Origin of the sequence: Thioalkalivibrio sp. ALE30 (genome assembly GCF_000377465.1) — a bacterium.
Taxonomy (GTDB): Bacteria; Pseudomonadota; Gammaproteobacteria; order Ectothiorhodospirales; family Ectothiorhodospiraceae; genus Thioalkalivibrio.
The window spans coordinates 267,876-280,685 of sequence record NZ_KB898169.1; the positions used below are offsets into that span (position 1 = coordinate 267,876).

At 66.7% G+C, this 12,810-nt stretch carries 14 protein-coding genes and 1 tRNA gene; 6 read left to right on the forward strand and 9 right to left on the reverse strand.

The genetic code is table 11. The features are described from left to right. The first annotated feature begins 16 nt into the window (after positions 1-16). Positions 17-691 carry an N-acetylmuramate alpha-1-phosphate uridylyltransferase MurU gene (murU, locus tag D107_RS0104355; protein ID WP_018880864.1) on the forward strand — a complete coding sequence of 225 codons (675 nt, stop codon included), beginning with the start codon at positions 17-19 and terminating at the stop codon, positions 689-691. A 45-nt stretch (positions 692-736) separates the two neighbouring features. Here murU and D107_RS0104360 read toward each other — a convergent pair whose 3' ends face one another. Genes D107_RS0104360 through D107_RS0104370 form a run of 3 tightly spaced genes read right to left on the reverse strand, consistent with a single transcriptional unit; the run spans position 737 to position 2,625 of the window. Beyond that, complete coding sequence (locus D107_RS0104360; RefSeq protein ID WP_018865910.1) at positions 737-1,225, reverse strand: DsrE family protein; 489 nt, start codon at positions 1,223-1,225, stop codon at positions 737-739. 22 nt (positions 1,226-1,247) lie between these two features. Further along, the gene (locus tag D107_RS0104365; protein WP_018865911.1) at positions 1,248-2,072 is read right to left on the reverse strand and encodes a hypothetical protein; all 825 of its coding nucleotides are present in this window, start codon (positions 2,070-2,072) and stop codon (positions 1,248-1,250) included. Continuing rightward, a complete protein-coding gene (locus D107_RS0104370; RefSeq protein ID WP_017942834.1) occupies positions 2,062-2,625 on the reverse strand; it encodes an RNA polymerase sigma factor in 564 nt (187 codons plus the stop codon). Before D107_RS0104370 ends, D107_RS0104365 begins: the two co-directional genes overlap by 11 nt. A gap of 148 nt (positions 2,626-2,773) precedes the next feature. Here D107_RS0104370 and D107_RS0104375 point away from each other — a divergent pair, with 148 nt between their 5' ends. From D107_RS0104375 to D107_RS0104385, 3 genes are read left to right on the forward strand one after another with little or no spacing between them, the layout of a single operon-like run. Further along, entirely contained in the window at positions 2,774-3,232 is a 459-nt protein-coding gene (locus D107_RS0104375) for a hypothetical protein (RefSeq protein WP_018875992.1), read from the forward strand. 3 nt (positions 3,233-3,235) lie between these two features. Further along, positions 3,236-4,675, forward strand: coding sequence for a glutamate-cysteine ligase family protein (locus D107_RS0104380; RefSeq protein ID WP_018880865.1), 1,440 nt, complete (start codon positions 3,236-3,238; stop codon positions 4,673-4,675). A gap of 8 nt (positions 4,676-4,683) precedes the next feature. Beyond that, positions 4,684-5,697 carry a M14 family metallopeptidase gene (locus tag D107_RS0104385; RefSeq protein ID WP_018880866.1) on the forward strand — a complete coding sequence of 338 codons (1,014 nt, stop codon included), beginning with the start codon at positions 4,684-4,686 and terminating at the stop codon, positions 5,695-5,697. Between the two features lie 36 nt (positions 5,698-5,733). Here the strand turns inward: D107_RS0104385 and D107_RS0104390 are convergent, their stop codons facing one another. The 5 genes from D107_RS0104390 to D107_RS0104410 all read right to left on the reverse strand — a co-directional run bounded on the left by D107_RS0104390 (position 5,734) and on the right by D107_RS0104410 (position 9,854). Next, on the reverse strand, positions 5,734-7,983 hold the full coding sequence (locus D107_RS0104390; protein WP_018875990.1) for a hypothetical protein: 2,250 nt from the start codon (positions 7,981-7,983) through the stop codon (positions 5,734-5,736). Positions 7,984-8,194: 211 nt separating this feature from the next. After that, positions 8,195-8,404: a hypothetical protein gene (locus D107_RS0104395; RefSeq protein WP_018865916.1), complete on the reverse strand. Its 210-nt coding sequence runs from the start codon at positions 8,402-8,404 to the stop codon at positions 8,195-8,197. A gap of 167 nt (positions 8,405-8,571) precedes the next feature. Then, positions 8,572-8,648: transfer RNA gene (locus D107_RS0104400), tRNA-Met, on the reverse strand. A gap of 65 nt (positions 8,649-8,713) precedes the next feature. Then, on the reverse strand, positions 8,714-9,019 hold the full coding sequence (locus tag D107_RS0104405; RefSeq protein WP_018865917.1) for a ferredoxin: 306 nt from the start codon (positions 9,017-9,019) through the stop codon (positions 8,714-8,716). 97 nt (positions 9,020-9,116) lie between these two features. Then, the gene (locus D107_RS0104410; RefSeq protein ID WP_018875976.1) at positions 9,117-9,854 is read right to left on the reverse strand and encodes a YdiY family protein; all 738 of its coding nucleotides are present in this window, start codon (positions 9,852-9,854) and stop codon (positions 9,117-9,119) included. On the opposite strand from D107_RS0104410, the gene D107_RS0104415 reads away from it, so the two are divergent. Further along, on the forward strand, positions 9,853-11,151 hold the full coding sequence (locus D107_RS0104415; RefSeq protein WP_081619356.1) for a (Fe-S)-binding protein: 1,299 nt from the start codon (positions 9,853-9,855) through the stop codon (positions 11,149-11,151). The genes D107_RS0104410 and D107_RS0104415 overlap by 2 nt on opposite strands. A 63-nt stretch (positions 11,152-11,214) precedes the next feature. Then, a complete protein-coding gene (gene coq7, locus D107_RS0104420) occupies positions 11,215-11,856 on the forward strand; it encodes a 2-polyprenyl-3-methyl-6-methoxy-1,4-benzoquinone monooxygenase (protein WP_018865920.1) in 642 nt (213 codons plus the stop codon). Between the two features lie 58 nt (positions 11,857-11,914). On the opposite strand, the gene speD is transcribed toward coq7, so the two are convergent. Continuing rightward, entirely contained in the window at positions 11,915-12,724 is an 810-nt protein-coding gene (gene speD, locus D107_RS0104425; protein ID WP_017942843.1) for an adenosylmethionine decarboxylase, read from the reverse strand. Positions 12,725-12,810 lie beyond the last annotated feature (86 nt).

A 12,810-nucleotide genomic window follows, 5' to 3' on the forward strand; every position in this document is an offset into this window, starting at 1 on the left:
GGGGACACACGGATCCATGCGCGCGATGATCCTGGCCGCCGGCCGCGGCGAACGCATGCGCCCGCTGACCGACCACTGCCCGAAACCCCTGCTGCCAGTCGGCGGGCGCCCACTGATCACCTACACCCTGGACCGCCTGGCGGCCGCGGGCTACCGCGAGGTGGTGATCAACCTGGCGCACCTGGGCGAGCAGATCCGCACGACGCTGGGCGCGCAGCACGCCGGTCTGGCGATCCACTACTCACCAGAGCCCGAGGAGGCCCTGGAGACCGCGGGCGGCATCCGCAAGGCGCTGCCGCTGCTGGGCGACGCGCCGTTCCTGGTCGTCAACGGCGATGTCTGGTGCGACCATCCGCTGACCCCGCCGGAGACCCTGCGCCGGTCCACCAACCGGCCCCTCGCGCACCTTGTGCTGGTGGACAACCCGGAGCATCACCCGCGGGGCGACTTCACCCTGAAGGACGCACAGATCGGACTCGACGACGGCGAGGCCCTGACCTTCAGCGGCATCGGCTGGTACGACCCGACCCTGTTCCGCGATCTGCCGCCCGGCCGCCATGCGCTCGCCCCCCTGCTGCGCCCGGCCATCGCCGCCGGCCGTGTCACCGGGGAGTACCACACTGGAGACTGGCGCGACATCGGTACCCCGGAGCGCCTGGCGGCTCTGGACGCCGAGCTGGGGAAACGCTGAGCGCCCGCCGTCACGAAGTGAACGGCACCCGCGCCATCGCCCCGATCAGGGCTTGATGTAGGTATACCCGGCGCGCTGCAACCGGGTCAGTTCCACGATGCCGCTGGGCACCACATCCTGCTCCGCCACCTCGTGCAGATCCTCGCGCTCCAGCCCGCGCGAGGCCATCGTGTTGCCGCACACCAGAAAACGGACATCCTGCAGTTTCAGGGTATTCACCGTACTGCGCAGATCCGGATCGCTGCGCGCGTGCTGCAGCAGGGTGATGCCACTGCCATGCATCAGCACCTTGATCTCCAGCGGTGAGCCATCAGGGCTGCCATCGATGTGATTCTGCAGATTACGCAGGGCATTCAGGTGGAGCTCCGGGTCATCGGAATTGATGTGATAAACCACCCGGAGCGGCTCATCGGCGGCCGGGGCGTCGGCGACCGTGCCAAACAACAATGCCGTCGCGCCGCCCGCGATCAGCATCAACAGAAACGCCCCGGCCAGAAACCAGCCGGGGCGTCTTGTGCGGTTCGCGGGCGACATGCGGGGTGCCGGCAAGGCCGGATCAGACCTTGATGTAGATCCAGCCCTCGGCCTGACGGCGGGCCGCCTCGGCGACGCCAGAATCGATCAGCTCGGCCTGCGGCAGGATGTCGACCGTCTTGCCCTCCTCGCGCGCCAGGCGGTTCAGGGTCTGGGCACAGGCGGTGAAGCGCAGCGTGGGGTAATCCTGCGCCATGCTGGCAACCCGCTCCGGATACGGGGCGCTGTCGGTACGCAGCAGGTCCATCGCATTGTTGTGCACCACGACCTGCACGTTCAGATCGCGCCCGACGGCGGCCGCCTCGCGGTACATGCTCTCGATGTCATCCAGGAGCTCCGCCATCGCGCGGCGATCGGCTTCATTGATATGCAGCAGGATCTGGTCGGTCTCGGTGGCGGAAAACACCTGCTGTGGTGCCGCCGCGCCGCCCGCGACGTCATCGCTGGCGGCCATCTGCGCCATGGCCCCGGCGTCCTGATCGATCGCGGCCGACGGCTCGCCGCCGAAGAAACCGGCATCCCGGGTAATCTCGTAGCCGCCCAGCGAGCCCACGACCAGCGCGAGCACCCCGGCGGCCACCGACGGGAACCAGGCCGAACGACCGCCGCGCGACAGCCGGCAGCGCCCGCCGGGAGCCCCGGTGCGACCGGCCGGCACGTCCTCGTACGCCATGTTCACCAGCTCCTTGAGCTGGTGCATGTCGCAGACTTCGCGGCTCAGGTGCTCGCTGGAGGCAATCGTCTTCAGGGTGTAGAGACGATCCTCGGGCGAGAATTCGCCGTCCACGAAGGCGTTGAGGATCTCCTCGCTGGGCCGGTTCCTTGCACTCAGTCGTTCATTCGACATGCCGATTCCTCACTACCTTGAGATAGGGTGTATCGGCCGCTTTCCCCGTGTCGGCCTGCTGCTCCAGCAGCACCTTCTTCAACTGTGCCCGAGCCCGGCTCAGGCGACTCATCACGGTGCCGATGGGTACATCCAGCACCTCCGAGACCTCGGAGTAGGCAAAGCCTTCGAGGTCCACCAGCGCAACCACCTGCCGGTGATCGGTGCTCAGTTCGGCCATCGCCCGGTGAACGTCCGCCACCATGCGGTTGCGTTCGGTCTGCTGCTCCGGGCAGTCCTCGCAGGGCAGCTCCATGCTGTCCACGTCCACCGTGTCCTTCTGCCGCCGCCCCCAGTCCCGGTAGCAGTTGGTCATGATCCGGAACACCCACGCCTTCAGGGCGCTCTCGTCCTGCAGCGACTTCAGCCGGGTCAGGGCCTTCATCATCGCCTCCTGCACCAGATCATCCGCGAGCGCGGCATCGTGACACCACGCAAAGGCCATGCGGTACATCTGGGGCCGCAGGTCGCATACCTTCTGGCGCAGCCTGCGCTGCGCGAACCAGGTTGCCATGTTGTGTTTCCTCCATCCGCAGGCCGTACATGCGGCCTTGCTTGTTCTTGTACCCTGTAGGACGCTACCGGGCGCGGGGCTATTCCGATACTCCGGCCTTGCGACCGCACAAATCGCGCATCCCCGATTCCGTCGATCAGGATACCCAATGCCATTCGATCCGCAACAACTGGAGCGCGCGTTCGCGTTCGACCCCGATACCGTGCAGGACCTGCGCGAACGCTGGTCACGGCTGATCACCGACGCGGTCTGGGGCGAACTCAAGACCGGCACCATCGGGGCCGTCCCGCGCCTGCGCAAGCGCCTGCTGGAGCTGGGCGAGAACCTGCGCTCCATGCTGTCGGACCGCGCCTGGATCCCGCACGAACGCGAACGCGTGAAGGGCGCGATGGCCGCCAGCCTCAACCTGCGCGACAGCCTGCAGCAGACCGACCGCGCCGCCAAGCTACTGAACGGTGGTGCCGATTTCGAGACCTTCGAGGCCGACTACCTCGCCTTCCGCAAGCACCTGCTGGCCTTCATCGAACACCACGAACAGATCTGGGGTGATCTCCTGGAGAGCCTCTACGACGAGGCCCCGGACACCGACGACCGGGACGAGGACTAGATCTTGGGCCGGGAAATCCGCGAGGAGCACTTCGGCGCGGCGGATTTCGACCGTTTTCACCAGGCTCTGGCCGACGAGACGGCCCGGCTGCTGGACTGGCTGCGCACACAGGCGGCCGCCGACCCCGCGCCGCCGCCGCGACTCGGCTTCGAGATCGAGGCCTGGCTGTGCGACGCACAAGGGCGCCCGCTGCCGGTCAACGAGGCCTTTCTCGCGGCGATGGACAGCCCGCTGGCCACCCGGGAGCTGGCCCAGTTCAATGTCGAACTGAACAGCAGCGTCTTCCGCGCCGGCCCCGGCTGCTTCGGCGGGATCCTCGAGGAGCTGCGCGAGACCCTGCGCCAGGCACGGCGAGCCGCCCGTCATGCCGGAGCCGACCTGCTGATGGCCGGGAGCCTGCCGACCCTGGAGCCAGCCGATCTCGGGCTCCACCACATGTCCCGGCAGGCCCGCTACCGGGCGCTGAACAGCGCCATCCTGGAACAGCGCGCCCAGCGCCCGCTGGAGGTGGATATCGTCGGCCACGAACACCTGCGGCACCGCCACGCGGATGTGATGCTGGAGGCCGCGGCGACCTCCTTCCAGGTGCATATCGAGACCCGGCCCGATCGCGCCCATCGGGCCTACAACGCCTCGCTGGTGGCGGCCGCTCCGGTCCTCGCCGCCGCCGGGAACACGCCCTACATCTTCGGCCACGACCTGTGGGCCGAGAGCCGCATCCCGCTGTTCGAGCAGTCCGTGGAGGTAGGCGGATTCGCCAACTCGGCACGCGGCCCGATCCGGCGCGTGACCTTCGGCACCGGCTATCTGCATGACTCGATCGGCGAGCTGTTCACCGAGAACCTGGAGCACTTCCCGGTCCTGTTGCCGGTGGCACTGGACGAACCGGCCGACCAGCTGGCTCACCTCGCCTTCCACAACGGGACCATCTGGCGCTGGAACCGCCCCATCGTCGGCTGCGATGCCGATGGCCACCGCAGTCTGCGCCTGGAGTTCCGCTGCCTGCCCGCAGGCCCCTCACTGATCGACATGCTGGCCAACACGGCCTTCGCCCTGGGCCTGATCGAGCACCTGGTCGCCGAATCGCCGGACGGCACGCTGGAGACCCCGTTTTCCGAGGCCCGCGACAACTTCTACAATGCAGCCCGACACGGACTGGACGCGCGCCTGCGCTGGGGCCACCGCGAACCGGCCCCGGCGCCCCGCCTGATCACCCGCGACCTGCTGCCCCGAGCAGCCGAAGGCCTGGAGCGCCTGGACATCGAGCGCAGCGAACGCGACGCCCTGCTCGGGATCATCGCCGCGCGCGTGGCCAGCCGCCAGACCGGCGCACGCTGGCAGCGGGACTGGGTCGCACGCCACGGGCGCGACTGGCCCGGGCTGGTTCGCGCCTATCGTGGCTGGCAGAACACCGGCGCGCCGGTCCACACCTGGGGACTCTGAGGAAACCCGTGACGCAATCCATCATCGAACACTTCGAACTCCCCGACGGCTTCCTCGAGGCCACGCCCGAGACGTTGCACCAGTGCGTGCCCGGCCCGGCCCTGATCCACCTGGAAGGCCAGCGCGAACCCGCGGTGGCCGTGGTCCTGTTGCTGCACGGCAACGAACCGGTGGGCCTGCATGCGGTACAGCAGCTCCTGCGTCATTACACCGGGCGGCCGCTGCCACGCGCCCTGACGCTGATCGTGGGCAACCCGCAGGCGGCGGCGGTCAATCAGCGCCACCTGGACGACCAGCCGGACTTCAATCGCATCTGGCCGGGCACCGAACAGGCCGGTTCGCGCGAGGCCGATGTCTTTGCCGAGCTCTGCCGCCGCCTGGAGGGACGCGGCCTGTTCGCCGCGATCGACCTGCACAACAACACCGGGCGCAACCCCCATTACGCCTGCATTAATCGCCTGGAGTCCCCGTTTCTGAACCTGGCCGCGCTGTTCGGGCGCACCTTGGTCTACTTCACCCGGCCGCGCGGGGTTGCCTCCATGGCCCTGGCCCGCATCGCGCCGGCCGTCACTCTGGAGTGCGGCCACCCCGGTGACGCCGCCGGCGTGGACCACGCCCGGGAGATGATCGACGCGGTGCTGCACCTGGACCACTTCGCGCCCGAGCCGCCACGCGAGGGCGCCATCGAGCTCTTCCACACCGTCGCGCAGGTCCGGGTGCGCCCCGGCTTGCAGGCCGGGCTGGAGGCACAGCACGACGTGCGCCTGGAACCCGATCTCGACGGCCTGAACTTCCAGCTGCTGCCCGCCGGTTCCCGTCTGGTACAGGTGCACGAAGATGCCGACGAGCCGCTGGTCGCGATCGCCGAGGACGGCTCCGAGGTCACCGGGGATTATCTGGAGCGCGCCGGCCAGGAGATCCGGCTCAAGCGCCCGGCCATGCCGTCCATGCTCACACTGGACACCCGGGTCATCGCCCAGGACTGCCTCTGCTACCTGATGGAGCCGCTGTCCCTTCCCTGACGCGCCCCAGCGGCTGCCGTTGCGGCGGCCGCCACCCTACTTCTTGCTGCTGGCGCGGCGCTTCGACGCCGCCGTAGCCGCCTTGCCGCCGTCGTTCAGGCTGATGATCTGCGTCTTGCTCGTGCGGTGACGGTAGATCTCGCGCAGGTAACGGATCGCCTGCTTGACGTTCTCGCGGCTCAGACGGATGTCGTTGATCGAGACAAAGCTCTTCTCGTTGCTGCACATCTCGCGGTATTTCTTCTCGTACATCGGCTTGATCGCGTACCAGTTGGTATCGAGGATGCGCGTGGGGTTCTCGTGTTCGTTCAGCATCTCGTCGATGCGCGCCTCGTCGAACTCCTCGGCCCGGATGAGATCCAGCACCGCATGGTCCAGGGTGTCGTCGAAGCGCGTCTTGTCGTTGGCAAAGCAGCGCTTGATGTAGGCGACGAACAGGGTCAGGAAGTCGTCCGACAGGCACGGGCTCTTCACCACCAGGGTGGTCAGCGACAGATTGGCCGAGGCGCCAATAACCAGGGCGTAGCGCTTGAGTGTGGTATTCGGGAACAGGCCGTTCAGGTGGGACTTCAGGCGATTCAGGTCCATGTAGGACAGCTTGTAGTCCTTCGGCAGGGACAGAATCGTGACAATGGACGAGCAGTTCTTGAAGAAATGCAGATCGCGCAGGTGCGTCGCGTCCATGTCCGATTCCTTGTACCCCTTCAGTGCCTCGCGGTAGCGCGGGGCGTCGATCGGCAGCAGGCTGATCCCTTCGATGGCCTCGGTCTGCTTGTTGAAGTGGGGCAGGTCGATCGAGCGGAAGAACAAGTCGTCGATATCCAGCGCAGAGCTCTTGGAGGAAGCCTCCTCGCCAGTAGTCACCTCCGATTCCGCGTAGGCGACCGCAACCGGACCGGCCAGACTCATGAACAGGTCGTTGGCATCCAGGCGAATGGTTTCGCCGATATCCACCCCGGCACGCCGGAAGTAGTCCTCGTCGTAGTCGGTGGTCACCGCCTGCGCGGTCAGGATGTTGAAGATCTGCTGGGAGATGTACTGGTTGGCGTAACGCTCCATCGCGTTCACGTCGACGTGGCGGATGTTGCCGTCGTCGGTCTCCTCCGCGTAGCGCATGATGTCGTTGGATATCAGCATCATCGCGTTCCACGGCCGGATGCGATGCATCATGTCCTCGTCACGCGTCTCTTCGGCCTCGAAGTTGTAGGAGAAGTCCCATTCCTCCGCCAGGTACTTGCACAGCAGACGCCCCGCGTTGATGTGCAGCGCCTCGGACATCTCGACGCGGTTGTCCTGGATGTTCGGCAGGATGCAGATCCCCGCCGCGAAGATCGGCTCGAACACGAAGGAATGGTCGCGATTCGCGGCCTCGCGCTTCTCCAGCTTGGGATCGAAGGTCTTGCGCATATAGGAGTACTGCTGCGCGAGGCCGAATTCGGAGGCCATCCCGGAGCCGGTGCCGCCGCCGGCACTGAAGATATAGAAGTACAGTCGTGACTGATTCGCCTTGATACCGCAGGAATCGATCAGATAGGAATGGATGAACTTCCAGTCCTCGTTGGCGAACTGGTCGGTGTCCTTGTTCAGAATGATGCGCGCAAGGTACTGGCCCAGGATGGGGGCATTGCCCGCGCCACCCGCGTGCACCTCGGACAGGTCCATGATCTTCATCTTGTTGTAGTTGTCGATGAAGTTGTTCTGCCCCGCCCGGTTGGAGAAGCGGATGCGGCCCTCGATGTCCTTGTCGAGGTCGCCCAGCATCACCATCGGCTCGATCAGGAAGACGGGCTTCACCGCGTTGGCTGGCGGCAGATTCAGGCTCTTGCGAATCCAGCGCAGCGGACGGCCTTCCTTCTCGCGCCCACCGGCCTCCTCGTTATCCAGTTCGCGCAGATAGTTGGAGCGCGCACTGTGCACCAGCGCCGCCACGTCCAGCGCGATGTTCGAACCGCAGCGGCCAACGCCAATAAGACACACCGACGGGAAGAACTGCTGCTTTTGTTCCTCGGTCGGGCTGCCCTTGGTCAGGCGCGGGAAGACCGAATTGCGCAGGTGGTCCAGATTCTCGAGGATCCGGTCCAGATCGCGTTCGGTGAAGTAGTGGGGCTCGCCGCCGCGCTCGACCTGACCCTCCAGGACATTCGACCGCGCCGCGTTGCGCGGCTGGGTCGCCCGGGCCGCCCGCGATGGATTGCGGATCGAGGTCTCGGTATCGGCAGTCCGGGTCGCCTCCGGCTCGGTCTGCACTGCGTGGTCCATGTTCTCGCTGGTGTCTTCTGTCGGCATGGTCAACGACTCCTGCAGTCCGAGCGGCCGGAATAGGCCCCAAAAATGTGATGCAATTCCGTTTGTGCCCCGCACTAAAGCACGCAGGGGGGCATGTTTCAACCACGAGGAGGCACAAAGATGCGAAGGACGCCGTTCGCGGCATCCAGTCGGTCAGGATGACGTGATCATGCGAGCACCGGTCGGGCGACCGGCGGACAGACGGAGGCGGTCAGGCGTCGCGTTCGACGCGCTCGAGGACCTGGGCGACGTGATCACCCTTGCGGTAGTTGGGGAGGTCGCGCTGCATGTCGGCCAGCGCCTTCTCGCGCGCCTGTTCGCTGTCGTACCAGCGATAGGATTCCCAGTCCGGCCCCAGCAGGTGCGGCATGGCCATGGTGCTGCCTTCCGGCAGGCGGATGCGGATTCCGTAGCGTTTCATGGATTCGTCCGAGGTTGCTCCCTTGAGGGGCCGCCCGCGCGCAGGCACGCGACCCGGCGCGCAGTCTATCCGAGCCCCTGCATACCGGCAATACAACACCGCCCCACCCGGGGCCCCAAACAAAACAGGGGCTGCCATATCGCTGACAGCCCCTGTCCGGGATTCGATGGTGGCTACGCCCTGATTCGAACAGGGGACCCCATCATTATGAGTGATGTGCTCTAACCAGCTGAGCTACGTAGCCACGCGGGCTGCGAATTCTCCGGAGGCGGGCGCATAAAGTCAAGCCAGCGGGGCACGGGGCAGGGTTCAGATCTGCAGGCGCTCGACCACGCGTCCGTTCTTGAGGTGCTCTTCCAGGATCTCGTCGATGTCGCGCTCGTCCTGGTAGGTGTACCAGACGCCCTCCGGGTAGACCACCGCGACCGGACCCTCGTTGCAGCGATCCAGGCAACCGGCGGTGTTCACGCGTACCTGGCCCTTGCCGTGGATGCCCATGGCCTTGGCCTGGGTCTTGGCGTAGGCGCGCATCTCGGTCGCCCCGTGGTCCTCGCAGCAGTTGCCGTCCTCGCGGCAGTTGGTGCAGAAGAAGATATGGCGCTGGTAGTAGCCCATGGAAGTCTCCAGTGATCCCTGCGGCTCATGATAACCCTGCCGCCCGCAACACGACGGATGGCAACGTTCGCGTCGGTGCCTTCAGCGCGTCGGCGCTTCAGCGAAAGCGATAGACCAGACTGACGTCCGTGATGGTGTCGGTATTTTCCACGCCGGGCTCGACGTCGGTGTTGTGCTTGACGGTAAAGCTGGTGCGCAGGGACATCCGACTGGTGACGTCAGCGGTCAGGGCGAGGATGTTCTCGATCTCGGTGTTGTCGCTGCCGGTCAGGACCAGCAGCTCGTCGGTAAGACGGGCGTTCTCGCTGATCTCCCAGCGGAAATTGCCGGCCAGGCGACCGACCGGCTCGCTCTCGGTCTCGCCGGTGGTGCGGATGCGCACCTGGCGCATACCGGCACCGATCTCGCCGTCCAGCCGCACGCGTTCGCCGTCGATCAGGCGACGACCGTAACCGGCCGTGGCCGAGCCCTGGTAGTCGTAGTTGCTGAAGCGATCCCGCTCGTAGCGCAGCGCCCCGAACAGATAGTCGTGTTCGCCCAGCTTGCGGTCCGCCTGGTAGCCGGCGACGTAACGCTCGCCGGTAGTCTCGTCATCCTCCTCGTGGAAGTAGGCATCCAGCCGGATGCGATTCCGCCAGTCGATGGTGGTGTGCTCCGCGCGGAAGCGCCCCGAGGCCGTGGTGGATTCGGTATTCCCGGTGGTCATGGAAGCCCCCAGCTCGATCGTCGACTGCCAGCCTTCGGCCTCCCAGGCCAGGCCCTGCGAGACTGGTATGCTCAGCAGGATGAGCGAGGCAAACGCAGACCCGACGGGCCGAAACGAACGCACGAGCATGGGAAACCTCCCGGAATCAAATGAAGGCGAAACCCTAGCAAAGCCGCTGGGGGCATCGGACCAGCCCCTGAGATTCTCGGGGCTTTCCGCCGCCGACCAGTGCGTACACTGCGGGCTGTGCCTGCCGCACTGCCCGACCTATGGCTGGCACGGCGTCGAGGGCGACTCTCCGCGTGGACGACTGACCCTGATGCAGGGTCTGGCGCAGGGCCGGCTTGCGCCCGAATCCGAGCGCCTGCGCGGGCACCTCGAGGGGTGCCTGGGCTGTCGTTCCTGCGAGGCAGTGTGCCCGGCACGGGTGCCCTTCGGGGCGCTGATCGATCGCGCCCGCGAGATCCTCGACGAGCACCCGGCCGCCCCGTCGCGGGCGGACCGCTGGCGGCACAGCGTCCAGCATCGGGCGCTGCTGCATCCAACCCTGCGCAGCCTTGGGGGACTGGTCGCGCGGACCGGTGCACGCCTGGGGGCAGAGCGCCTGCTCCCGCGCGGCGGCTGGGAACGCAGCCTCGCCCATACCCGGGACTCCCTGGTCCCCGCCCCCCGGCTGCGCCCAACCGCGAGGCCGGACGAGGCCGACGTCCTGCTGTTCACCGGCTGTATGGACCGCTTCTTTACCGGGCCCGACCTGGACGCGGCGCTGCACGTCCTCGAGGCCCTCGGTCTGCGCGCGGCGATCCCGCAACGGCAGGTCTGCTGCGGCGCGCTGGACCAGCACACCGGCCATCGCGCGGCCGCGCAGGCCCTGCAGACACGAAACCTCGAGGCCTTCGGCGACGGGGATCAGCCAGTCATCGCCCTCGACAGTGGCTGCGAGGCCACGCTGCGCGAATACCCCGAGGGCACCCTGGGCCGGCGCAGCCTGAGCCTCACGCGCTTCCTGGCGCAGCACCTGGAAGCGGGCACCACCGCGGACCTCTGGGATGACACCCCCGTCCGGATCGCGCTGCATCTGCCCTGCACCCAGCGCAACGTCACCCGCGAGGCGCGCGAACTGCCCGCTTTGCTGGAGCGCCTGCCCGGGGTCGCGCTGACACCGGTCTCGGGCGCACCGAATTGCTGCGGCGCGGGTGGCACTGCGATGCTGACCCAGCCGGCCATGGCGGACGGCCTGGGCACCGAGACGCTGCAGGCGCTCTGCGATGGCACGCCGGACGTGATCATCAGTCCGAATGTCGGGTGCAGCGTGCACCTGCGCGCCCTGGCCGGCGACCAGGCGGATATGCCGGCCATCCTGTCGCCCGCGCGATTCCTGGCGCGGCGCCTGAAAAACCCTGCCCACGACCCCGCTGGGCGCTGATCCCGGGCCCCGCTTGCGGTACTCTTGAGGGGTACGCCTTGATGCCCCAACCGGACCGGAACCATGCGCCGACTCTCCCCGCTGGATCACCTGATCAACCAGGCCGATGCCTTCGTCAAGGTCATCTCCGGCCAGGCCCGTTCCACCGGCCGCCCGTCGCCGGGCGGGGACGATATCGGCCCGCATCTGGAGGATCATGAGCGCGACCTGTCCACCCGTCTGATGCGCGTGAACCACGCCGGGGAAGTCGCGGCGCAGGGGCTTTACCAGGGCCAGATGCTGACCGCCCGCACCCCCGCGATCCGCGACCACCTGGACCAGGCTTCGCGCGAGGAGGGCGACCACCTGCACTGGTGCGCGCGCCGGGTGCACGACCTGGGCGGGCGCACCAGCCTGCTGGGGCCGTTCTGGTATGTCGGCTCGTTCGGGATGGGTGCCCTGGCCGGCCTGACCGGCGACGCCTACAGCCTGGGCTTTATCGACGAGACCGAGCGCCAGGTGGAACGCCACCTGGACCGCCACCTGGAGCGGCTGCCGGCCCAGGACGAGGTCTCGGCGCGCATCCTGGCGCAGATGAAGCAGGACGAGGTGGAACACGGCGCGCATGCCATGGCGCTGGGCGGCAAGGCGCCACCGTGGCCGGTCCGGAACCTGCTGATGCCCCTGACCTCCAGCGTGATGACGCGCACCGCCTACTGGATCTGACCCGCCAGGCGAGAGGACGGGCGGCAGGTGCCGCGCGCAACGCGCGGCGCCTGCCGTCTCAGCTCGGGCGGCTCATGTTCTTGCCGTAGAAGATCTCCATCATCTCGTGCTTGAGCAGCTTGGAGATGCGCTTGGCCTCCTTGGCCGAGTAGTCGTCCTTGCCCAGCCCGAACAGGTAGCTGTCCAGGTCAAAGTCCTTCAGCACCATCTTGGTGTGGAACAGGTACTCCTGGTACACGTTCACGTCCACCATCTGGTACTTCTCCTTGGTATCGCGCGAGAGGAAGTCCTGGATGGAATTGATCTTGTGATCGATGAAGTGCTTCTTGCCGCGCACGTCGCGGGTAAAACCGCGCACGCGGTAGTCCATGATCACGATGTCCGACTCGAAGCTGTGGATCAGGTAGTTCAGGGCGCGCAGCGGCGAGATGCGCCCGCAGGTGGACACATCGATATCGGCACGGAAGGTTGCAATCCCGCCCTCCGGGTGCGCCTCCGGATAGGTATGCACGGTGATGTGGCTCTTGTCGAGGTGACCGACCACCGTCTCCGGCAGCGGGCCGGGGCCCTCGGTGTAGCCGATCTTCTCGGTGGCCACCGGCTCCTCCGAGATCAGCATGGTCACCGACGCGCCCTGCGGATCGTAGTCCTGGCGCGAGATATCGAGGATATTGGCCCCGATCAGATGGGCCACATCGGAGAGGATCTGCGTCAGCCGCTGGGCGTTGTACGCCTCGTCGATGTACGCGATGTATTCGTCGCGATGCCGGTCACCCGAGGCATAGCAGATATCGTAGATGTTGAAGCTCAGGCTCTTGGTCAGGTTGTTGAAACCGTGGAGCTTGATCTGCTTCTTGTGACGAGGCATGGCGTGTCCTCTTGCCCGGGCCGCAGCGAGCGGCGAATTGTAGACGCCTCGGCCTCCGAGTCCAAGGAAAGAACCCGGGTTCCCGT